This window comes from Variovorax sp. GW823-FHT02B07 (genome assembly GCF_058797695.1).
Genome location: NZ_JBXAJX010000004.1, coordinates 196,443 through 217,370 on the forward strand (window position 1 = coordinate 196,443; position 20,928 = coordinate 217,370).

Annotated in this window: 19 protein-coding genes; 13 read left to right on the forward strand and 6 right to left on the reverse strand. The window is 69.9% G+C overall.

Annotated elements, in window-relative coordinates; all coding sequences use genetic code 11:
- The first annotated feature begins 6 nt into the window (after positions 1 to 6).
- From murD to AC1RGU_RS21810, 10 genes are all read left to right on the forward strand, one after another.
- Positions 7 to 2,289, forward strand: a complete 2,283-nt coding sequence (gene murD / locus AC1RGU_RS21765; RefSeq protein WP_492698067.1) for a UDP-N-acetylmuramoyl-L-alanine--D-glutamate ligase — start codon at positions 7 to 9, stop codon at positions 2,287 to 2,289.
- Complete coding sequence (gene ftsW, locus AC1RGU_RS21770; protein ID WP_062474228.1) at positions 2,286 to 3,581, forward strand: putative lipid II flippase FtsW; 1,296 nt, start codon at positions 2,286 to 2,288, stop codon at positions 3,579 to 3,581. Before murD ends, ftsW begins: the two co-directional genes overlap by 4 nt.
- Entirely contained in the window at positions 3,578 to 4,639 is a 1,062-nt protein-coding gene (murG, locus tag AC1RGU_RS21775) for an undecaprenyldiphospho-muramoylpentapeptide beta-N-acetylglucosaminyltransferase (protein ID WP_492698066.1), read from the forward strand. Before ftsW ends, murG begins: the two co-directional genes overlap by 4 nt.
- A complete protein-coding gene (murC, locus tag AC1RGU_RS21780; protein WP_307695604.1) occupies positions 4,636 to 6,099 on the forward strand; it encodes a UDP-N-acetylmuramate--L-alanine ligase in 1,464 nt (487 codons plus the stop codon). Before murG ends, murC begins: the two co-directional genes overlap by 4 nt.
- Entirely contained in the window at positions 6,096 to 7,067 is a 972-nt protein-coding gene (locus AC1RGU_RS21785; RefSeq protein WP_492698064.1) for a D-alanine--D-alanine ligase, read from the forward strand. The genes murC and AC1RGU_RS21785 overlap by 4 nt, the downstream gene beginning before the upstream one ends.
- Before the next feature lie 3 nt (positions 7,068 to 7,070).
- Positions 7,071 to 7,859: a cell division protein FtsQ/DivIB gene (locus AC1RGU_RS21790; protein WP_062474220.1), complete on the forward strand. Its 789-nt coding sequence runs from the start codon at positions 7,071 to 7,073 to the stop codon at positions 7,857 to 7,859.
- Between the two features lie 20 nt (positions 7,860 to 7,879).
- Positions 7,880 to 9,109 carry a cell division protein FtsA gene (gene ftsA / locus AC1RGU_RS21795; protein ID WP_056575685.1) on the forward strand — a complete coding sequence of 410 codons (1,230 nt, stop codon included), beginning with the start codon at positions 7,880 to 7,882 and terminating at the stop codon, positions 9,107 to 9,109.
- Positions 9,110 to 9,279: 170 nt separating this feature from the next.
- Positions 9,280 to 10,494 carry a cell division protein FtsZ gene (ftsZ, locus tag AC1RGU_RS21800; protein ID WP_062474218.1) on the forward strand — a complete coding sequence of 405 codons (1,215 nt, stop codon included), beginning with the start codon at positions 9,280 to 9,282 and terminating at the stop codon, positions 10,492 to 10,494.
- Positions 10,495 to 10,719: 225 nt separating this feature from the next.
- Positions 10,720 to 11,643, forward strand: coding sequence for a UDP-3-O-acyl-N-acetylglucosamine deacetylase (gene lpxC / locus AC1RGU_RS21805; RefSeq protein WP_056575680.1), 924 nt, complete (start codon positions 10,720 to 10,722; stop codon positions 11,641 to 11,643).
- A gap of 25 nt (positions 11,644 to 11,668) precedes the next feature.
- Positions 11,669 to 11,845, forward strand: coding sequence for a hypothetical protein (locus AC1RGU_RS21810; protein ID WP_167394968.1), 177 nt, complete (start codon positions 11,669 to 11,671; stop codon positions 11,843 to 11,845).
- 10 nt (positions 11,846 to 11,855) lie between these two features.
- Here the strand turns inward: AC1RGU_RS21810 and AC1RGU_RS21815 are convergent, their stop codons facing one another.
- Positions 11,856 to 12,803 (reverse strand): LysR family transcriptional regulator, encoded by a 948-nt coding sequence (locus AC1RGU_RS21815; RefSeq protein ID WP_492698062.1) that lies wholly within the window; start codon positions 12,801 to 12,803, stop codon positions 11,856 to 11,858.
- Between the two features lie 123 nt (positions 12,804 to 12,926).
- On the opposite strand from AC1RGU_RS21815, the gene AC1RGU_RS21820 reads away from it, so the two are divergent.
- Entirely contained in the window at positions 12,927 to 14,249 is a 1,323-nt protein-coding gene (locus AC1RGU_RS21820; protein ID WP_492698060.1) for an alpha-methylserine aldolase, read from the forward strand.
- Between the two features lie 4 nt (positions 14,250 to 14,253).
- Here AC1RGU_RS21820 and ruvC read toward each other — a convergent pair whose 3' ends face one another.
- Positions 14,254 to 14,802, reverse strand: coding sequence for a crossover junction endodeoxyribonuclease RuvC (gene ruvC / locus AC1RGU_RS21825; protein WP_062474210.1), 549 nt, complete (start codon positions 14,800 to 14,802; stop codon positions 14,254 to 14,256).
- 148 nt (positions 14,803 to 14,950) lie between these two features.
- Between ruvC and AC1RGU_RS21830 the strand changes: the two genes are divergently transcribed.
- Complete coding sequence (locus tag AC1RGU_RS21830) at positions 14,951 to 17,035, forward strand: tetratricopeptide repeat protein (RefSeq protein ID WP_492698058.1); 2,085 nt, start codon at positions 14,951 to 14,953, stop codon at positions 17,033 to 17,035.
- Positions 17,036 to 17,058: 23 nt separating this feature from the next.
- Here AC1RGU_RS21830 and AC1RGU_RS21835 read toward each other — a convergent pair whose 3' ends face one another.
- Together AC1RGU_RS21835 and AC1RGU_RS21840 are read right to left on the reverse strand one after the other, a co-directional pair.
- Positions 17,059 to 18,048 carry a phosphatidate cytidylyltransferase gene (locus tag AC1RGU_RS21835; protein ID WP_095948182.1) on the reverse strand — a complete coding sequence of 330 codons (990 nt, stop codon included), beginning with the start codon at positions 18,046 to 18,048 and terminating at the stop codon, positions 17,059 to 17,061.
- Between the two features lie 4 nt (positions 18,049 to 18,052).
- Positions 18,053 to 18,922 carry a lysophospholipid acyltransferase family protein gene (locus AC1RGU_RS21840; protein ID WP_492698056.1) on the reverse strand — a complete coding sequence of 290 codons (870 nt, stop codon included), beginning with the start codon at positions 18,920 to 18,922 and terminating at the stop codon, positions 18,053 to 18,055.
- A gap of 9 nt (positions 18,923 to 18,931) precedes the next feature.
- On the opposite strand from AC1RGU_RS21840, the gene AC1RGU_RS21845 reads away from it, so the two are divergent.
- Complete coding sequence (locus AC1RGU_RS21845; protein ID WP_492698283.1) at positions 18,932 to 19,369, forward strand: ribosomal maturation YjgA family protein; 438 nt, start codon at positions 18,932 to 18,934, stop codon at positions 19,367 to 19,369.
- Here AC1RGU_RS21845 and mtgA read toward each other — a convergent pair.
- Complete coding sequence (mtgA, locus tag AC1RGU_RS21850) at positions 19,314 to 20,057, reverse strand: monofunctional biosynthetic peptidoglycan transglycosylase (RefSeq protein WP_307583033.1); 744 nt, start codon at positions 20,055 to 20,057, stop codon at positions 19,314 to 19,316. The two genes, AC1RGU_RS21845 and mtgA, sit on opposite strands and share 56 nt — an antisense overlap.
- Positions 20,054 to 20,911: a shikimate dehydrogenase gene (aroE, locus tag AC1RGU_RS21855; RefSeq protein WP_307583035.1), complete on the reverse strand. Its 858-nt coding sequence runs from the start codon at positions 20,909 to 20,911 to the stop codon at positions 20,054 to 20,056. Before aroE ends, mtgA begins: the two co-directional genes overlap by 4 nt.
- Between the last annotated feature and the right edge of the window lie 17 nt (positions 20,912 to 20,928).

Here is a 20,928-nt window from a genome sequence, read left to right on the forward strand (position 1 = left end):
ACAACCATGCGGCACCTGAAAGACCTCCCCGTTCTCATCCTCGGCCTCGGCGCGTCCGGGCTGGCGATGGCGCGCTGGTGCGCGCGCCACGGCGCGGTCGTGACCGTGGCCGACACGCGCGAGGCGCCGGCTTCGCTGGCGACGCTGCAGGCCGAACTGCCCGACGCCACCTTCATCGGCGGGCCGTTCACGGCCGCGCTGGTCGAAGGCACGCCGATCCGCGCCGTCTACCGCTCACCGGGCCTGTCGCCCGCGACGCTGGCACCGGTCGTCGATGCCGCCAAGGCCGTGGGCCTCGTGGTCGGCGGTGAGCTGGACCTGTTCGCGCGTGCGCTGCTCGATCTGCAGACGGTCGAGGTGCCGGTGGTGGAAGCCGAGGCGGAAGTGCCGGTCGAAACCGCCGTGGTCGAGCCTGTCGTTGAAACGCCGGCCCAGGCCGAGCTGGCCCTGAGCGAAGAAGCCCCTGTGGCGGAGGCTGCGGTGGTCGAGACGCCGGAAGTGCCTGCGCCGGAGGCTGCTGCGGTTGTCGAAGGCGAGCTCGAAACGGCCGCGCCCATCGAAGCTGTTGAGGCGACCGAGGCGGTTGCACCCACGGAGGCCGTAGCCGCTGAGTCGACCGAAGCCGCACTGTCAGTCGATGCGACTGCCGCAGAAGCCGAACCCGCCGCCCCCGTCGAACAGACCGAAGCCGCCGAACCCACACCGCCCGCTATGGCCGAAGCCATGCCGCGCGATGCATCGCTGAGCGTGCCGGTGACGCCGCCCACCGAAGACGTCGTCGCCGAAGGCGCCATGACGGAAGACGCCACCACGGAAGACGGCGCAGCGCCGGCCACCGCTGATACGCCTGCCGTGTCGCCCGCCCCTGCCGCCACCGTCTCCCGGCTCCCGACCCCCGGCAAGCCCTACGTGCCCACCGCGGCGCGCGAGGCCGCCGAGTTCGTCGCCAAGATCGCCGAGCTGTCCGCCACCAACCCGGCGTCGGCCGCGGTCGAGGAAGAGGCCACGCCGCAGCTTGAACTCGTGCCCGAACCCGAGCCTGAAGCGCCCAAGGGCTACACGCCCGCCGTGCTCGCCATCACCGGCACCAACGGCAAGACCACCGTCACCTCGCTCACCGGCCAGCTGGTCGAACGCGCGGGCAAGACCGTGGCCGTGGCCGGCAACATCGGCCCGACGCTGCTCGACACGCTGGCCGGGCACCTCGACGCCGGCACGCTGCCCGACGTGTGGGTGCTCGAACTCTCGAGCTTCCAGCTCGACGGCGTGCAGGGCTTCGAGCCCACGGCCGCGACCGTGCTCAACCTCACGCAGGACCACCTCGACTGGCATGGCGACATGCCGGCCTACGCGGCCGCGAAGGCGCGCATCTTCGGCGCCAAGGGCCTGATGATCCTGAACCGCGACGACGCCGGCGTGATGGCCATGCTGCCGCCGCCGGTCAAGGTGCGGCTGCAGCGTCCGCAGATCCGCACCCACGTCACCTTCGGCGGCGCGATGCCGCTGCGCCCCGGCGACTACGGCATCGAGCGCATCAACGGCGTGGCCTGGCTGGTGCGCGCGCTGGAAGCCGACGAAACGCAGAAGCGCAAGCGCGGCGCGGTGGTGGAAGAAGAGCTCTTCTTCCAGCGCCTGATGCCCGCCGACGCGCTGCGCATCCGCGGCCGCCACAACGCCATGAACGCGCTGGCCGCGCTCGCGCTTGCCAGTGCTGCTGACTGCCCGCTGGGCCCGATGCTCTACGGCCTGCGCGAGTACCGCGGCGAGCCGCACCGTGTCGAACCGATCGCCATCGTGGACGAGGTCGAGTTCTTCGACGACAGCAAGGGCACCAACGTCGGCGCCACCGTGGCCGCACTGAGCGGCCTCGGCGAGGAGCGCCGCGTGGTCGTGATCCTCGGCGGCGAAGGCAAGGGCCAGGACTTCGAGCCGCTGGCCGACCCCGTGCGCCAGTACGCGCGCGCCGTCGTGCTGATCGGCCGCGACGCCCCGCTGATCGAGGCCGCGCTGGCTTCCACGGGCGTCTCGCTGAAGCACGCGGGCTCGATGGAAGAGGCCGTGAAGCTCGCCGCCGCGCGCGCCCACCCCGGCGATGCCGTGCTGCTGTCACCGGCCTGTGCGAGCTTCGACATGTTCAAGGACTACGCGCACCGTGCCGAGGTGTTCTGCGAGGCCGTCGAGGCCTATGCCGACAGCCCGCGCGAGGCCGTGGGTGGCGACGACGCGGTGGTGTCGTACGCCCCGCAAGCTTCGCTGTCCACCGCCGGATCGATGGAGGACCCGATTTGAACTCCGCAGCCGCAGGCCAGGAAACCAGCACCGGCAGCCGTTTCGGCGGCTGGTTCCGGCGCGCCCGCAGCGGCATGGATTCGCTGCCCGTGCACCTGCCCGTGCGGTTGGGCGGCGCCGGCGTTGCGCAGACCAAGGCCACGCCGATGCGTGTGCTGGGCTTCGACCAGGCGCTGGTCTGGGTCACGGTCGCGCTGATGACCTGGGGCCTGATCATGGTGTATTCGGCCTCGATCGCGCTGCCCGACAACCCGCGCTTCGCACGCGCCGGCTACAGCGCCTCGTACTTCCTCACGCGGCATGCGGCGTCGCTGGTCATCGCCTTCATCGCCGCGCTGCTGACCTTCCAGGTCCCCATGAAGACCTGGGAGCGCGCCGCGCCCTGGCTCTTCGTGGCCTCGCTGCTGCTGCTGGTGGCGGTGCTCATTCCGCACATCGGCATCAACGTGAACGGCGCGCGCCGCTGGCTGCCGATGGGCTTCATGCGCTTCCAGCCGTCGGAGCTGGCCAAGTTCGCGATGGTGCTCTATGCCGCCAGCTACATGGTGCGCAAGATGGAGATCAAGGAGCGGTTCTTCCGCGCCGTGCTGCCGATGGGCATCGCGGTGGTGGTGGTCGGCATGCTGGTGATGGCCGAGCCCGACATGGGCGCCTTCATGGTGATCGCCGTGATCGCCATGGGCATCCTGTTCCTGGGCGGCGTGAACGCGCGCATGTTCTTCGTGATCGCGACGCTGGTGGTGGTGGCCTTCGGCTCCATCGTGGCGAGCAGCCCGTGGCGCCGCGAGCGCATCTTTGCGTACCTCGATCCGTGGAGCGAAGAGCACGCGCTGGGCAAGGGCTACCAGCTGTCGCACTCGCTGATCGCCATCGGGCGCGGCGAGGTCTTCGGCGTGGGTCTGGGCGGCAGCGTCGAGAAGCTGCACTGGCTGCCCGAGGCGCACACCGACTTCCTGCTGGCCGTGATCGGCGAAGAGTTCGGCCTCATCGGCGTGCTGCTGATCATCGGCCTGTTCCTGTGGCTCACGCGCCGCATCATGCACATCGGCCGCCAGGCGATCGCGCTGGACCGCGTGTTCTCGGGCCTCGTGGCCCAGGGCGTGGGCGTGTGGATCGGCTTCCAGGCCTTCATCAACATGGGCGTGAACCTGGGCGCACTGCCGACCAAGGGCCTGACCTTGCCGCTGATGAGCTTCGGCGGCTCGGCGATCTTGATGAACCTCGTGGCGCTCGCCGTCGTGCTGCGCATCGATTACGAGAACCGTGTGCTCATGCGGGGAGGTCGCGTATGACGCGCACTGCGCTGGTCATGGCAGGCGGCACGGGCGGCCACATCTTCCCGGGTCTCGCAGTGGCCGAGGCCCTGCGCGAGCGCGGCTGGCGCGTGCACTGGCTGGGCGCGCCCGGCAGCATGGAAGAAAAGCTCGTGCCCCCGCGCGGCTTCGCCTTCGAGCCGGTGCAGTTCGGCGGCGTGCGCGGCAAGGGGCCGCTCACGCTGTTCCTGCTGCCGCTGAAGCTGCTGCGCGCCTTCTGGCAGAGCCTGGCCGTGGTGCGCCGCGTGAAGCCCGACGTGCTCGTGGGCCTGGGCGGCTACATCACTTTCCCGGGCGGGATGATGGGCGTGCTGATGGGCAAGCCGCTGGTGCTGCACGAACAGAACTCGGTGGCCGGCCTCGCCAACAAGGTGCTGGCGGGTGTGGCCGACCGCGTGTTCACAGCCTTCCCGAACGTGCTGAAGAAGGCGCAGTGGGTGGGCAATCCGCTGCGCGCGGCGTTCACCTCGCAGCCCGATCCGGCCACGCGCTTCGCGGGCCGCACGGGGCCGCTCAAGTTGCTGGTGGTCGGTGGCAGCCTGGGCGCGCGTGCGCTCAACGCCGTCGTGCCGCAGGCGCTGGCGCGCATCGCGCCCGCCGAACGCCCGCAGGTGCTGCACCAGAGCGGCGCCAAGCAGATCGACGAACTGCGCGCCAACTATGCGGCGGCCGGCGTCGAGGGCGAACTCACGCCCTTCATCGACGACACCGCGCAGGCGTACGCCGAGGCCGACCTCATCGTCGCGCGCGCTGGCGCCAGCACCGTCACCGAAATCGCGGCCGTCGGCGCAGCAGCGCTGTTCGTGCCTTTCCCCTCGGCGGTCGACGACCACCAGACCACCAACGCGCGCTTCCTCGTGGACGCGGGCGGCGGCTGGCTGGTGCAACAGACCGACCTCACCCCTGAATTGCTGGCTGATTTGCTACAGAAAACCGAACGCGCGACCTTGATCGACCGGGCCACCAAGGCCAAGACCCTGCAGAAGACCGAAGCAGTGGACGCGGTTGTCCGCGCCTGCGAGGAGCTTGCGAAATGAAGCACGCGATCCGTCACATCCACTTCGTCGGCGTCGGCGGCTCGGGCATGAGCGGCATCGCCGAGGTGCTGCTGAACCTGGGCTACCGGATCACCGGCTCCGACCTGTCCGACAGCGCCACGCTGCGCCGGCTCGCGGGCCTGGGCATCGGCACCTTCGTGGGCCATGCCGCCGCGCACATCGACGGCGCTGATGCGGTCGTCACCTCCACCGCCGTGCAATCGGACAACCCCGAGGTGCTGGCCGCGCGCGAAAAGCGCATTCCGGTCGTGCCGCGCGCGCTCATGCTCGCCGAGCTGATGCGCCTGAAGCAGGGCATCGCCATCGCCGGCACGCACGGCAAGACCACCACCACCAGCCTGGCCGCGAGCGTGCTCGAGGCCGCCGGGCTCGACCCGACCTTCGTGATCGGCGGGCGCCTGAACAGCGCCGGCGCCAACGCGCAGCTGGGCAGCGGCGACTACATCGTGGTCGAGGCCGACGAGTCGGACGCCTCGTTCCTGAACCTGCTGCCCGTGATGGCGGTGGTCACGAACATCGACGCCGACCACATGGAGACCTACGGGCACGACTTCGCGAAGCTGAAGAAGGCCTTTGTCGATTTCCTGCACCGCATGCCGTTCTACGGCGTGGCCATTCTCTGCACCGACGATCCTGCGGTGCGCGAGATCGTGGCCGACGTAACCTGCCCGGTCACCAGCTACGGCTTCGGCGAGGACGCCCAGGTGCGCGCCATCGACGTGCGCGCCGTCGGCGGCCAGATGCATTTCACCGCGCAGCGCCGCAACGGCGTGACGCTGCCCGACCTGCCCATCGTGCTGAACCTGCCGGGCGAGCACAACGTGCGCAACGCGCTGTCGGTGATCGCCATGGCGGTCGAGCTCGGCATTGCCGACGAAGCGGTGCAGCGCGGCCTGGCCGGCTTCAAGGGCGTGGGCCGCCGCTTCCAGAGCTATGGCGACGTGGCCGTGCCGAACGACACGGCGGGCGGGCGCTTCACCGTCATCGACGACTACGGCCACCACCCGGTCGAGATGGCGGCCACCATCGCGGCCGCGCGCGGCGCCTTCCCGGGGCGCCGGCTGGTGCTGGCCTTCCAGCCGCACCGCTACACCCGCACGCGCGACTGCTTCGAGGACTTCGTGAAGGTCATCGGCACGGCCGATTCGGTCTTGCTGGGCGAGGTCTATGCCGCGGGCGAGGCACCCATCGTGGCCGCCGACGGCCGCACGCTGGCGCGCGCGCTGCGCGTGGCCGGCAAGGTCGAGCCGGTGTTCGTGGACGACATCGTCGCCATGCCGCAGGCCATCCTGGACAACGCCCGCGCGGGCGACGTGGTGCTGTGCATGGGCGCGGGCTCCATCGGCGCGGTGCCGGGCAAGGTGGTCGAACTTGGCACGCCGCCCGCACCCTCATCAACAACTTCAGAGCGCACTGCGCGCAAGGGGAGGGCCGCGTGAGCCTTCAGGATCCACAACTTTTCGGCAAGGTCGCCGTGCTGTTCGGCGGCAGTTCCGCCGAACGCGAGGTGTCGCTGATGTCCGGCGCCGGCGTGCTGCAGGCCCTGCGTTCGCGCGGCGTCGACGCGCATGCCTTCGACCCTTCGGAGCGCGAGCTGACCGACCTGAAGCGCGAAGGCTTCGATCGCTGCTTCGTCGCGCTGCATGGTCGCCACGGCGAAGACGGCACCGTGCAGGGTGCGCTCGAGCTGCTCGGCATTCCCTACACCGGCTCGGGCGTGATGGCCTCGAGCGTGGCCATGGACAAGGTCATGACCAAGCGCATCTGGCAGGCCGACGGCCTGCCCACGCCCAAGTACGTGCGCCTGGCCTTCGACCAGCAAAGCCGCGAGCAGATCATGGTGGTGCCCGACGTGCTCGGCCTGCCGCTGATCGTGAAGCCGCCGCGCGAGGGCTCGTCCATCGGCGTGACCAAGGTCGAGGGCTACTCGCAGATGCAGGATGCCGTCGCGCTGTCGGCGAAGTTCGATGCCGACGTGCTGTGCGAGGAGTTCATCGACGGCGAGGAAGTCACCTGCGCCGTGCTCGGCCAGGGCCTGGACGCGCGCGCGCTGCCGGTGGTGCGCATCGCCGCGCCCGAAGGCGCCTACGACTACCAGAACAAGTACTTCACCGACGACGTGAAGTACCAGTGCCCGAGCGGCCTGCCCGAAGCCGAGGAACGCGAGATCCAGCGCATCACGCTGGCCGCGTACCACACGCTCGGCTGCCGCGGCTGGGGCCGCGCCGACGTGATGATCCGCGCCAGCGACCGCAAGCCCTTCCTGCTCGAGATGAACACCTCGCCCGGCATGACCAGCCATTCGCTGGTGCCGATGTCGGCGCGCGCGGCGGGCATTCCCTACGAAGAGCTGTGCGTGCGCGTGCTCGCGTCCGCATCGCTGGATGCCAAGGGAGGCGCGAACTAAGCCATGGCCGACAGCATCCCCGCTCCCTTCGACGTCAAGCTGATGAACATCGTCGCGAACGTTGCGTTCGTGCTGGTGGCGCTCATGCTGCTGGCGGCGAGCGCGTGGTGGGTGCTGCGCCAGCCTTTCTTCCCGATCTCGGGCATCAAGGTGGACGGCGAGGTCACGCACAACAACGCGGTCACGCTGCGTGCCAACGTGGCGCCGCAGCTCAAGGGCAACTTCTTCACCATCGACCTGGCGCGTGCGCGCACAGCCTTCGAGACGGTGCCGTGGGTCCGCAGCGCGGTGGTGCGGCGCGAGTTCCCGAACAAGCTGCGCGTGACGCTGACCGAGCAGGTGCCGGTGGCGGTGTGGGGCGACGAGGCCGGCTCCAAGCTGATCAACGGTTTCGGCGACGTGTTCGAGGCCAACGTGGCCGAGGTCGATGCCGACCTGCCGCGCCTGGACGGCCCGATCGAGCAGGCCGGGCAGGTGCTGGGCATGTACCGCGTGCTCGCGCCGATGTTCGAGCCCTACGACTTCGACATCGCCGAGCTGCGGCTGTCCAGCCGCGGCAGCTGGAAGGTGCTGCTGGACAGCGGGGCCGAGATCGAGCTCGGCCGCGGCCAGAGCGACGAGGTGTCGGCGCGCCTGCAGCGGTTCCTGAAGACCGTGACGCAGGTCGCGGGCCAGTACCGCCGCACGGTGGCCGACGTCGAACGCGCCGATCTGCGCCACAACGACGCGTATGCCCTGCGGCTGCGCGGCGTCACCACGGTCTCGCCCGAGGCCCCAAGAAAAATCAAGTAGCGAATACCGAGGACATCTACATGCCCAAAGAATACAAAGACCTGGTCGTAGGCCTGGACATCGGAACCGCCAAGGTGATGGTGGTCGTGGCCGAGGTGCTGCAAGGCGGCGAGCTCAAGCTGGCCGGCCTGGGCATCGCGCCCAGCAACGGCCTCAAGCGCGGCGTCGTGGTGAACATCGACGCCACCGTGCAGAGCATCCAGCAGGCGCTGAAAGAAGCCGAGCTGATGGCCGACTGCAAGATCAGCCGCGTCTACACCGGCATCACCGGCAGCCACATCCGCGGCATCAACTCGAGCGGCATGGTGGCGGTGAAGGACAAGGAAGTCACGCCCGCCGACGTGGCCCGCGTGGTCGAGACGGCGCGCGCCATCAACATCTCGAGCGACCAGCGCCTGTTGCTGGTGGAGCCGCAGGAGTTCGTGATCGACGGCCAGGACGTGAAGGAGCCGATCGGCATGAGCGGCATGCGCCTGGAGGCCAAGGTGCACATCGTGACCGGCGCGCAGAGCGCGGCCGAGAACATCATCAAGTGCGTGCGCCGCTGCGGCCTGGAGGTCGACCAGCTGATGCTGAACCCGCTGGCCTCGAGCCAGGCGGTGCTCACCGAAGACGAGCGCGAACTCGGCGTGGTGCTGGTCGACATCGGCGCGGGCACCACCGACGTGGCGATCTTCACCAACGGCGCGATCCGCCACACGGCCGTGATCCCGATCGCGGGCGACCTCATCACGAGCGACATCGCGATGGCCCTGCGCACGCCCACCAAGGACGCGGAGGACATCAAGGTCGAGCACGGCTATGCCAAGCAGCTGCTGGCCGACCCTGAATCGCAGGTCGAAGTCCCCGGCCTTGGCGATCGCGGCCCGCGCATGTTGAGCAAGCAGGCGCTTGCCGGCGTGATCGAGCCGCGCATCGAAGAAATCTTCTCGCTGGTGCAGCAGGTGGTGCGCGAGTCGGGCTACGAGGAAGTGCTGTCGTCGGGCGTGGTGCTCACGGGCGGCAGTGCCGTCATGCCCGGCATGGTCGAACTCGGTGAAGACATCTTCCTCAAGCCCGTGCGCCGCGGCATTCCGAAGTACTCGAGCGCGCTCTCGGACATGGTGGCGCAGCCGCGCGCGGCCACCGTGATGGGCCTGCTCGAGGAGGCACGTTTTGCACGCATGCGTGGCTTCAAGGTCGCACAGAAGAACGGGTCCGTAAAGACTGCGTTCGGACGTTTCAAGGACTTCATCGTGGGGAACTTCTGACCATGAACCACTCCCCACTCTGGCTCGCACGCGCGGGCCCTCCGCTGCATTTCAACGAGCGATGGCGACGCACCGGTCCACCATCGCGACGGCGATCCCGTTGATCACGTCACGGCAAAAGAAATATTCATAGACACATAACGGCAACTGCAATATTCAAGGAGTTAGAAATGACCATCGAAATGATCGAAGTCGAAGAATTCAACCAGGGCACGCAGATCAAGGTGATCGGTGTCGGCGGCGGCGGTGGCAATGCGGTCGCCCACATGATGGAGCGTGGTGTGCAAGGCGTGCAGTTCGTTTGCGCCAACACCGACGCGCAAGCCCTGCAACGCAGCAACGCGCACAAGAACATCCAGCTGGGCATCAGCGGCCTGGGCGCCGGCAGCAAGCCCGAGAAGGGCCGTGACGCGGCCGAAGCCGCGGTGGACGACATCCGCGCTGCCATCGACGGCGCGCACATGCTGTTCATCACGGCCGGCATGGGCGGCGGCACCGGCACCGGCGCGGCACCCGTGATCGCGCGCGTGGCCAAGGAAATGGGCATCCTGACGGTGGGCGTGGTGACCAAGCCCTTCGACTGGGAAGGCGGCCGTCGCATGACCAACGCCGACGCCGGCCTGGCCGAGCTCGAAGCCAACGTCGACTCGCTGATCGTCGTGCTCAACGAGAAGCTGCTGGACGTGCTCGGTGAAGACATCACCCAGGACGAAGCCTTCGCGCACGCCAACGACGTGCTGAAGAACGCCGTGGGCGGTATCTCGGAAATCATCAACGAGTACGGCGGCGTGAACGTCGACTTCGAAGACGTGCGCACCGTGATGGGCGAACCCGGCAAGGCCATGATGGGCACCGCTGCCGCAGCAGGCCCCGACCGTGCGCGCATCGCCGCCGAACAGGCCGTGGCCTGCCCGCTGCTCGAAGGCATCGACCTCTCGGGCGCCAAGGGCGTGCTGGTGCTGGTGACGGCGTCGAAGGGTTCGCTGAAGCTGAACGAGTCGAAGCTCGCGATGAACACCATCCGCGCCTACGCCTCGCCGGACGCGCACGTGATCTACGGCGCCGCCTACGACGAAAGCCTGGGCGACCAGATGCGCGTCACGGTGGTGGCCACGGGCCTGTCGCGCGCCGACGCACGCCGCCAGGCCCCGACGCTCGAAGTGATCCGCACCGGAACCGACAACATCCCGTTCACCGTGCCGACGCTCGGCGGCGTGGGCCACGCGGGTGGTGGTTCGGGCAGCCAGCCCAACTACGACGGCATGGCCGTGCCCAGCGTGTGGCGCACCAACCGCACGATGGCCGCTGCCAAGGTCGACGCGCTGTCGTCGGGTGGCATGGACGACTTCGAGATCCCCGCATTCCTGCGCCGTCAGGCCGACTGACCGCAGGCCACCGAACGCAGAGGGCACGAGGGTTCGCAAGGGGACGGGGAAGACCTGAAAGGGACTGACCCCCGGCTCTAGGCGCTGCGTCCACCTCGTGCCCCTTGCGTCCATCGCCGGGGGCTCCCGGCTTTTTGTTTTTTCTTATCTGACCGGTGCATGTCTATCGCGGCCATAGCGAAGGGAATAGGGCGTCACGGTCGCCGCCCGCCTAAAATCTCGGGCGTGCTGCAACAACGAACCCTCAAGTCGATCAGCCGCGCCGTGGGCGTGGGGCTTCACAGCGGCCAACGCGTGGAGCTGACCCTGCGACCGGCCCCGGCCGACACGGGCATCGTGTTCCGCCGCGTCGACCTGCCCGAGCCGGTCGAGATCCGCATGACCGCCGAATCGGTCACCGACACACGCCTGGCGTCCACCGTCTCCACGGGCGGCGCCAAGGTGCAGACCGTCGAGCACATCATGTCCGCCTGCGCGGGCCTGGGCATCGACAACCTCTACATCGACATCACGGCCGACGAAGTGCCGATCCTCGACGGGTCGGCCTCGTCCTTCGTGTTCCTGCTGCAAAGCGCGGGCATCGAACTGCAGAAGGCGCCGCGCCGCTTCATCCGCGTGCTGCGCAAGGTCGAGGTGCGCGAAGGCGAGGGCGCCAACGAGAAGTGGGCAAGCCTGGAGCCGTACCACGGCTTCAAGCTGAGCTTCGAGATCGACTTCGACCACCGCGTCGTCAACTCCACCGGCCAGCGCGTGGAGTTCGACCTGGGCACCGACTCGTACAGCCGCGACATCGCACGCGCACGCACCTTCGGCTTCACCAAGGAAGTCGAGTACATGCGCAGCAAGGGCCTGGCGCTCGGCGGTGGCCTGGACAACGCCATCGTCATGGACGACACCAAGGTGCTCAATGCCGGTGGCCTGCGCTACGACGACGAGTTCGTGAAGCACAAGATCCTCGACGCCATGGGCGACCTGTACATCATCGGCAAGCCGCTGCTGGCCGCGTACACCGCGTTCCGCTCGGGCCATGCGCTCAACAACAAGCTGCTGCGCGAGCTGCTCTCGCACAGCGACGCCTACGAGGTCGTGACCTTCGAGGACGAGAAGCGCGCACCGCGCGGCTTCGGCGAAGTGGCGCGGGCCTGGTAAGCCCGGCGCACGCCTTTTCCTTCAGATGCTTCTCTTTCGCTGGGCCATCCTGCTGCTTCTGCTGGTGGCGGGCGTGTCCTTCGCGTTCTATGCGGGCACGGGGCAGGTCAAGTACCGCCGCTTCGGCTGGATCGTGTTCAAGTGGACGGTGCTGGCGGCGCTCGGCTTCTTCGCCGTACTGATCGCCGAGCGCGTCGCTTAACCAGCTACCCTCAATCGACCAGGGCCTGCAAGGCCTGCACCTGCTGCGCAAGCAGCGGCCCCTTGCGGTGTGCGGGCACCAGCAGCATCAGCGTGTCCCCCAGCGCCTTCGGCCGCCCCCAGGGCGCGTGCAGCCGGCCTTTCTCCAGCAACGGCGCCACCAGCCGCTCGCGACCCATCAGCACTCCTTCGCCATCGAGCGCGGCCTGCAGCGCGAGGCTGTAGAGCGAGAAATCCGGGCCCGCGGCCAGCGCATCGGCCTCGGTCGCCGTGGTGCCGGGGCGCACGGCCTGCAGCCAGCGCGACCAGTCGTCGCGCCACACCGTGTCGTGCAGGCCGCCGCAGCGCGCGAGCACGTCGAGGAGGTCGTCGAGCGGGCGCGGGCGGGCGCTCTCCAGCGACGCGCGCACGCGCGGGCTGCACACGGGCACGAGGCGGTCGCGCGCGAGCGGGATACCCGTGGCGCCGACGGCGGCTTCGGCGCCGCGCGCATAGAACAGCCCGAGATCGAAAGGCTCGCGCCGGAAGTTCGGCGGCTGCTCCAGCGCCGTCACCGACACCTGCACGCCGGGCAGCGCGGCCTTCAGCCGCGAGAGCCGCGGCGACAGCCACAGCTGCGCCATCGCCGGCAGGGCCGCCACCTGCAGCGTGCTGCGGCGCGCGGCGGTCTGGGTTTCCTGGCGCAGCGCCTGCACCGCGAGGCCGAGCTGGTCGACCGCCGCGCTGAGTGCAGGCAGCGCGCGCCGCCCGTGTGCGCTGAGCCGGATGCCCTGGCTGTGTCGCTCGAACAGCGCACCGCCGGCCCAGGTCTCGAGCGCCTTGATCTGCTGCGCGACGGCGGCGGGCGTCACGAACAGTTCCTCGGCCGCGCGCGCGAAGCTGCCGTGGCGCGCCGCAGCCTCGAAGGCGCGCACGGCCGTGTGCGGCGGCAGGCGAGGGCGGGGTGGGGCGAGGGACATGATCTGAATGCCGTGCAGGCCAAGTTTTTCTAGGGCTCAGGCCCAGTTTATCCGTGTTGCCCGTTGGGGCACGGGGCGCGACCATGCGGTCATTCCCTTCCACCACTCCCAGCGAGACACCGCATGCCCGCAGCCCTTCACCGCCGTTCCTGGGTTCCCGCCGCCAGCGAGGACCACGTGCTCGCCATTGCCGCCGACGCCGCCGCGCGCGACGCGGCGGGCGTGGCCGCCGAGATCGAACGCCTCGTGGCCGACAGCCACCGCATCCACGACGTCGAGGGGCTGAACCTCAACCCCGCCACCAACGTGATGAACCCCGCCGCCGAGGCGCTGCTGTCGCGCGGGCTGGGGTCGCGCCCGTCGCTGGGCTACCCGGGCGACAAGTACGAGATGGGGCTGGAAGCCATCGAGCGCATCGAGGTCGTTGCCGCCGAGCTGGCGGCCGAGGTGTTCGGCGCGCGCTTCGCCGAGGTGCGCGTGAGCTCGGGCGCGCTGTCGAACCTGTACGTGTTCATGGCGACCTGCCAGCCCGGCGACACGATCATCGCGCCGCCGCCCGCCATCGGCGGCCATGTGACGCACCACGCGGCGGGCGCGGCCGGGCTCTACGGCCTGAAGACCGTGCCGGCGCCGGTCGATGCCGACGGCTACTCGGTCGACGTGATGGCGCTGGCCAAGCTCGCGCGCGAGGTGAAGCCCAAGCTCATCACCATCGGCGGCAGCCTGAACCTGTTCCCGCACCCGGTGCCCGCGATCCGCGAGGTGGCCGACAGCGTGGGCGCCAAGGTGCTCTTCGATGCCGCGCACCTCTCGGGCATGGTGGCCGGCAAGGCCTGGCCGCAGCCACTCGAAGAGGGCGCGCACGCGATCACGATGAGCACCTACAAGAGCCTGGGCGGCCCGGCCGGCGGGCTGATCGTGTCGAACGACGCGGCGCTGATGGCGCGCATCGACGCCATCGCCTACCCCGGCCTCACGGCCAACTCGGACGCGGGCCGCACCGCGGCGCTGGCGCGCGGCCTGCTCGACTGGAAGGTGCACGGCGCGGCCTATGCGGCGGCGATGCGCGACACCGCGCAGGCGCTCGCACGCGCGCTCGATGCGCAAGGCCTGCCGGTGTTCGCCAAGGCACGCGGCTTCACGCAGTCGCACCAGTTCGCGCTCGAGGCTGCGCGCTGGGGCGGCGGGCAACGCGCCGCGAAGCAGCTGGCCCAGGGCGGCCTGCTGGCCTGCGGCATCGGCCTGCCGATCGCGCCGGTCGACGGCGACATCAACGGCCTGCGCCTGGGCGTGCCCGAGATCGTGCGGCTGGGCTTCACGCCCGAGGACATGCCGCAGCTGGCCGGCTGGATCGCGCGGGCGTTGGCTGGCGATGCGATGTCGGTGGCCGCCGAGGTGCGCGAACGCCGCCGGCGCCTGGGCGACCTGCGCTACATCGTGCGCTGAAGCCTCAGCGCGAACGCCCTTGCCGGTAGGTGCCGGCGTGGGTCTTCGACAGCTCGGCCGCCTCCGCGAGCCGCGCCATCGAACGGCCGACCTGCGCGTGCGTGATGGCGATGCCCAGCGCATCCGCCGCGTCGGCGCCCGGCAGGCCGGGCAGGTCGAGCAGGCGCTTCACCATCTCCTGCACCTGCGCCTTCGCGGCCTGGCCGTGGCCGGCCACGGCCTTCTTCATCTGCAGCGCCGTGTACTCGGCCACCGAGAGGTTGTGGCTCACCAGCGCCGTCACGCAGGCGCCGCGCGCCTGGCCCAGCAGCAGCGTCGACTGCGGGTTGACGTTGACGAAGATGATTTCGACCGCCGACGCCTCGGGCTGGTAGCGCGCCGTGATCTCGCCGATGCCGTCGAACAGCACCTTCAGGCGCGCCGGCAGGTTGCCGCTGCCCAGGTGTCGGGTGCTGATGGTGCCGCTGGCCACGTAGCGCAGCGCATGGCCGTCCGCATCGACCACGCCGAAGCCGGTGGTCTGCAAACCGGGGTCGATGCCGAGGATCCGCATGAAAAGGAAGCGTAAAGGCCTAAGCCTGGGTGAGGAAGGTTGAAGAAGGTGCGAATTCGCGCGCGATGCGTGGGGGATCGCGGGCAGAATCCGCCGTTCTTGCATTCCGCCCCGCTCCGCGCGGGGCGCGCCACACAAGGAAGCGAAGGTGAATGTAGTCGAGTCCTCCGCGCAGCAGCAACCGAAGCCATTGAACGACGCCCCGGCCCTGCCCGCGCACCTGCAGCAATCTCCCGCCGAACGCGCCGCCGCGAGCTTTCGCCAGGCGGAGCTGTTGAGCGACCTCGGCCGCCGCCGCGAGGCGATCGCCGCCTGCAGCCGGCTGATCGCCGAGTTCGGTGCGCTGCCCGACGCCGGCGTGGTCGTGCCCTGTTGCCAGGCGCTGCGGCTGCTCGCGCACGTGCTGCGCCAACTGCACCGCCCGGCCGACGCGCTGGCCACACTCGACCGCCTCGTGGCTGCGCACGGCGGGCGCAGCGAGCCCGAGATCCGCGCGCACATCGCCCACGCGCTGTACCAGCGCACCTGGCTCATCGACGATGCGGCGGCGCGCTGCGAGGCCTGCGACTTCATGAGCGAGCAGCTCGACGCACAGGCCGATGCCGCGCTCGATGCGTGGCGGCTCGATGCGCGCCTGCTGAAAGCCGAGATCGAACACCACCGTGGCCTGCCGCAGGACGCATTGGCCACGCTCGAAGCGGCCATCGAACGCTTCGAGGGCGGCGCCGACGCCGGCGTGGTGCTGCGCGTGGCGCGGGCGCGGCTGGCCGCGGTGCTCAACCTGCGCGAACTGGCGCAGCACACGCAGGCGCAGGTGCTGTGCCTGCAGGTGGCCGACCAGATCGAGACCGGCCTGGCCGAGGCCGCGCCCGAGCTGCGGCTGGAGGGCGTGCGCGCGCTGGCCCTGTTCTTCGACGGCCTCGGGCTCGACGAGGTCGCGCGCCGTGCCGAGCTGGTCGGCTGGCTGCTCGACCGCTACGGCCACGACGCCTCCGCGCAGGTGCGTCGCCTCGCGGCCGTGCGCGCCCACGAATGGGCCGTGGGGCTGCGCGACCAGGGCGACGGCGAGGCCGCACTGGCCGCCTGCGAGCGCCTGCTCGGCACTTTCGCGCGCGACAGCGACGCCATGGTGCAGCGCACCGTGGCCACCACCTTGCTGCACAAGGGCTTCGTGCTGCTCGACCTGCTGGGTCGGCCCGAGGCGGCGCTTGCGGTGTACGAGCCGCTCGTGGCGGCGTCGCGCGACGGCGCCACGCCTGAACTGCGCGAGCTGCGCGTGAAGGCCATGGCCGGGCGCGAGGCCTGCCTGAAGCGCCTGCGCAAGACCGGTGGCCTTGACGTCGGCGAGCTGCCGGCCGAGCTCTTCGATGCGGCGTGCGACACCGTCCGCGAAGGCCGCAAGCTCGGCGACGCGGGCGCATCGCGCGAGGCCATCGCGCTGTTCGACGAGGTGCTCGCGGCGCATGCCGCGTCGCCGCACCCGCTGATGTGCCGCCAGTGCGCCCGCGCCCTGTCGCACAAGACCTTCTGCCTGCTGGCGCTCGAGCACTTCGCCGAGGTCGTCGAGGCGGCCGACGCGATGGACGCGCGCTACGGCGCCGATGCCTCCACCGAGATGCAGTCGCAGGTGGCGCTGTGCCTGCAATACAAGAGCACCGCGCTCGACCGCCTCGCGCGGCCCGCGGACGAGATGCGCGTGCACGACGAGATCGTTGCGCGCTGGGGCAATTCCGAACTGCCCGACCTGCGTGCGCGCGTGGCCGGCGCGCTGTTCCGCAAGGGCGCCGTGCTGCGCCGCGCGGGCCGCTTCGCCGAGGCCGTGGCCAGCTACGACGAGGTGATTGCGCGCACGGCGATGGCGCGGGACAGCGCCCTGCAGCTGTGGGCCGCCAAGTCGATGATCAACAAGGCCAAGGCCTTCGACAAGATGGACGACCTGCCGGGCCAGGCCAAGGCCTACCGCGTGCTCATCGCGCGCTTCGGCGAGTCGGGCGACACGGCCTTGCGCGAGCGCGTCGCCAATGCGTGCGAATGGCTGGCCGAGGCCGAAGGGCGGCAGGGGCGGGTGGCGGCGCAGCGCGAGGCGCTGGAGCTGGCACTCGGGCGTTTCGGCACGGCGCTCTCGGCCGAGCAGCGCACGCGGCTCAAGCGCGAGCTTCAGGCGCTGAAGACGAGGGCTCTAGGGCGGCGTGCGAAGCAGGCCTTCGACCGGGTGGTGCGGCGCAAGGTCTGATCGCCCACCGCCCGCCCGGTGCTTCAGACGTTGAAGTACCAGCGGATCGAATGGAAGAAGATCGGCGCCGCGAAGCACAGCGCATCGACGCGGTCGAGCAGGCCGTTGGCGCCGGTCACGCCCACGCCCTTCTGGCCCCAGTTCGGAATGCCGCGGTCGCGCTTGAGCGCCTTCATCACGAGGTGGCCCATCGAGCCCGCGACGCAGGCAATGATCGACACCGCGAGCGCCTGCCCGAACTTGAACGGCGTGATGAACGAGAACAGCGCGCCCACCAGGCTGGCCACGACGATGCCGACGCCCCAGCTGGTCCAGTTGAAGCTGCGGCTCACGTTCGGCGCGAACGGCGTGCGCTGCATGCGCCGCGAGATCAGGTGCTGCACCAGCACCGAGGTCTGCACCACGAACACCAGGAAGAACACGAGGAAGGCGCTCTTGCCTTCGTAGCCCGGGAAGGTCAGCAGCAGCAGCGCGGGCACGTGGCTCATGCCGTAGACGCAGACCATGATGCCCCACTGCAGCTTGGCGTTGCGTTCGAGAAAGTGGCTCGGGTCGTTCGCCAGCGCACTCGCCACCGGAATGGCGAGGAACACGTAGACCGGGATGAACACCGTGAACAGGTCGAAGCGCGCCGTGGCCACCAGCCAGAACTGGATCGGCAGCACCACAAAGAACGCGAGGATCAGGCTGCGGTGGTCGCCGCGCCGCGTCGGCGAGAGCGTGATGAATTCTCGCAGCGCAAAAAACGCGATCAGCGCGAACAGCACCGTGGCCACCGTTTCGCCCAGCGCCCAGCCGATCCAGAACACGATCACCATGAACCAGGTGGTGCCCAGCAGCGCGCGGAAATGCGCCAGCTCGGCCTGCCACGACTCGTCGTGCACCGGGTTGCGCCGCTCCTTGAAGCTCAGGAAGAAGACGGCGGTGCTCACGATGAAGAGCAGGCCGAAGACGATCAGGAAAAGGGCCGCGACCTGCTGGGTCGGGCTGAGGCTGCGCAGGAACTGGTTCATACCTTCAGACGTCGCGCAATGCGATCACGGCGGCACGCGCACGGTCGAGGAAAGGGCGGCGCTCTTCGCCTGCTTCGACGCGGATCGGCGCGCCGAAGGTGACGGAGCACAGGATGGGCACGGGCACGATCTCGCCCTTGGGCATGACGCGCTGCACGTTGTCGATCCAGGCCGGCACGAGCACCACGTCGGGGAACATCGTCGCCAGGGCGTACAGGCCCGACTTGAATTTCTGCGGCTCGCCGGTGTGGCCGCGCGTGCCTTCGGGAAAGATGATGATCGAGTCGCCGCTGCGCAGCGCGTCGATGAGCGGGGCGAGCGGGTCGGCGGCGGGCGGCTCGGGCGCGGCGACCGGTGCTTCGGGTTCGATGACCGGCGGCGGTGCGACCGGTGGTGGAGGCGGCGGGGGCGCGGGAAGATCGAGCTGTCCCTGAATCTCCTGCGGGCCTTCGGCGGCCGGTGCGTGAACCACCGTTTCGATCGGCAGCAGCGGCTCCATCGACGGCTCGATGCGCTCGTCCGGGGCGATGGGCGCCGCGGGCGGCGGTGCCTGAGGCGGTGTTTCCGGCGGCGGCGCAACCGGAGCAGCCCCCGTGGCCGCCCGCTCCACATACACCGCGTTGAACACCTCCGTCGTGATCCAGCGCTTGACCGGCGTGTTGGCCCAGTAGTCGCGCGCCGCGATGGGCCGCGTGATGCTGCGCAGCTCTTCGGGCAGTGCGGCCCAGATCATCACGAGGTCCGCATGGCTCTGGTGATTCGCGAAGTAGATGCGCTGCTCGGCTTTCGGCGGACAGCCGTACCAGCGCGCCTGCGCGCCGGTGAGCAATCGGACGATTCCCAGCAGCAACCAACCTGTGAGCTTTGCCAGCATATGGAGGCGATGATACGGGCCATGCGATGGCGATTCGATCTTCTTTCCCTGGCGTGGGCGGTGGCCCTCTTCGTGTTGCTCGTGCTGCTGGCCACCGTCGGCGCGCGCTGGGGCTGGGTGCGAAGCTTCTTCGGCGACGTGCTCGCCGTGGCGTGGGTGTACGTGGTGTTCAAGACCTTCGTCGGCGCGCGCGTGCTGCCGCTCGCGCTGGCGGCCTTCGGCGTGGGGCTGCTGGTGGAACTCGGGCAGTTCCTTGCGTCGACCTGGCACCTGCACATTCCGAACCGCGCGCTGCGCATCGTGCTCGGCGCCACCGCCGACTGGTGGGACGTGCTGGCCTACGCGATCGGCTTCGTCGCCGTGCTGGCGGTGGAAGGCGCGGTGCGCAGGCTCAGGGCAGGTCGACCGCCGGCATCCGCGCCACGATCGTCGATGCCCGTCCGTTGATGTACGAGGAGTTGGGCCGCCGCTCGAAGAACTTCGGGCTCGGCAGCATCACGGCCAGGCGCGCGGCTTCGTATGAAGTCAAGCGTGCGGCCGGTTTCCTGAAGTAGTACTGCGCCGCGGCCTCGGCGCCGAACACGCCTTCGCCCCATTCGACGTTGTTCAGGTAGATCTCGAGGATGCGCCGCTTGTCGAGCAGCACCTCGAGCAGCGTGGCGAGCACCAGCTCCTGGCCCTTGCGCAGCATGGTGCGCTCGCCCGACAGCAGCAGGTTCTTCGCGAGTTGCTGCGTGATGGTGGAGCCGCCGCGCAGCGGGGCCGGCTGCACCGGTTTGCCGCGTGCAGCCGCGCGCGCCATGCGCTTGGCGGCCAGCTGTTCGGCGCGGGCGTTGCGCTGCCGCGCACGCTCGATGGCTTCCCACTCGACGCCGTTGTGGTCGACGAAGCCGGCGTCTTCACTCGCGATCACGGCGCGCTTGAGGGTGTCGTTGATCTGCGTGTACGGCACCCAGTCCTGGCGCCATCCGCCGTCGCGGCCCTGCGAGAGGGCGACGCGCCAGGCTTCGGAGCGCTGGAAGGCCGTGCTCTGCGGATCGATCACCGCCATGGCCGCGATGCGCACCACGAAGAACAGTTCGAGCGCCAGGCCCGCCACCACGAGGCAGGCGATCAGGCGCAGCAGGCCCTTCATGCGCCGGCGGCGAGCGAGGCGCGCAGCTCGGCCAGCACCTGGGCCGACGGCGGGCGCACGCCGCGCCAGAATTCGAAGGCTTCGGCGGCCTGTTCCACCAGCATGCCGAGGCCGTCGCGCGCGACCGCGCCGTGCGCTTCGGCCCAGGCCATGAAGCCTGCGGCGGCGGGGCCGTACATCATGTCGACGGCCAGCGCGCCCGGGCGCAGCACCTGCGCGCGCACGGGCACGGCGTCGCCCGCGAGGCTGGAGGCGGTGGCGTTGACCACCACGTCGAAGTCGCCCGGCACCTCGTCGAGCGCCCAGGCCTCGAGCGTGGCGCCGTGGCGCAGCGCGAGCGCGGCGTGGCGCTGCACCAGCGCGATGGCCTTGTCGAGCGTGCGGTTGGCCACCACGACGTGCGCGGCGCCCGCGTCGAGCAGCGGCCCGAGCACGCCAGCCGCCGCGCCGCCGGCGCCGATCAGCAGCAGCGACCGGCCCGCCAGCGGCACGCCGGCGTTGCGCACGATGTCGTTGACCAGGCCGATGCCGTCGGTGTTGTCGGCGTGGATGCTGCCGTCGGCCTCGAAGCGCAGCGTGTTCACGGCCTGCGCCAGCGTGGCGCGCTCGCTGGTGTGCTGCGCGAGCGCGGCGGCGTCGAACTTGAAGGGCACGGTGACGTTGCAGCCGCGTGCGGTGTCGCCCTGCGCGGCCGCTTCACTGCGGAAGGCGGCGATGCCTTCGGCAAACGCGCCGATCGGCACCAGGCGCCGGCCGTAGGCCATGGGCTGGCCGCAGAGTTCGGCAAAGCGCGCGTGGATGCGGGGCGAGCGGCTGTGCTCGACGGGGTTGCCCATGACGCAGTACTGATCCATGGCCGATGCTCCGTGTT

Coding starts and splice junctions, on each gene's coding strand:
- murD (WP_492698067.1), top strand. CDS start 7: ATGCGGCACCTGAAAGACCTCCCCGTTCTCATCCTCGGCCTCGGCGCG.
- murG (WP_492698066.1), top strand. CDS start 3,578: ATGACGCGCACTGCGCTGGTCATGGCAGGCGGCACGGGCGGCCACATC.
- murC (WP_307695604.1), top strand. CDS start 4,636: ATGAAGCACGCGATCCGTCACATCCACTTCGTCGGCGTCGGCGGCTCG.
- AC1RGU_RS21790 (WP_062474220.1), top strand. CDS start 7,071: ATGGCCGACAGCATCCCCGCTCCCTTCGACGTCAAGCTGATGAACATC.
- ftsA (WP_056575685.1), top strand. CDS start 7,880: ATGCCCAAAGAATACAAAGACCTGGTCGTAGGCCTGGACATCGGAACC.
- ftsZ (WP_062474218.1), top strand. CDS start 9,280: ATGACCATCGAAATGATCGAAGTCGAAGAATTCAACCAGGGCACGCAG.
- AC1RGU_RS21810 (WP_167394968.1), top strand. CDS start 11,669: ATGCTTCTCTTTCGCTGGGCCATCCTGCTGCTTCTGCTGGTGGCGGGC.
- AC1RGU_RS21815 (WP_492698062.1), bottom strand. CDS start 12,803: ATGTCCCTCGCCCCACCCCGCCCTCGCCTGCCGCCGCACACGGCCGTG.
- AC1RGU_RS21820 (WP_492698060.1), top strand. CDS start 12,927: ATGCCCGCAGCCCTTCACCGCCGTTCCTGGGTTCCCGCCGCCAGCGAG.
- ruvC (WP_062474210.1), bottom strand. CDS start 14,802: ATGCGGATCCTCGGCATCGACCCCGGTTTGCAGACCACCGGCTTCGGC.
- AC1RGU_RS21835 (WP_095948182.1), bottom strand. CDS start 18,048: ATGAACCAGTTCCTGCGCAGCCTCAGCCCGACCCAGCAGGTCGCGGCC.
- AC1RGU_RS21840 (WP_492698056.1), bottom strand. CDS start 18,922: ATGCTGGCAAAGCTCACAGGTTGGTTGCTGCTGGGAATCGTCCGATTG.
- AC1RGU_RS21845 (WP_492698283.1), top strand. CDS start 18,932: ATGATACGGGCCATGCGATGGCGATTCGATCTTCTTTCCCTGGCGTGG.
- mtgA (WP_307583033.1), bottom strand. CDS start 20,057: ATGAAGGGCCTGCTGCGCCTGATCGCCTGCCTCGTGGTGGCGGGCCTG.
- aroE (WP_307583035.1), bottom strand. CDS start 20,911: ATGGATCAGTACTGCGTCATGGGCAACCCCGTCGAGCACAGCCGCTCG.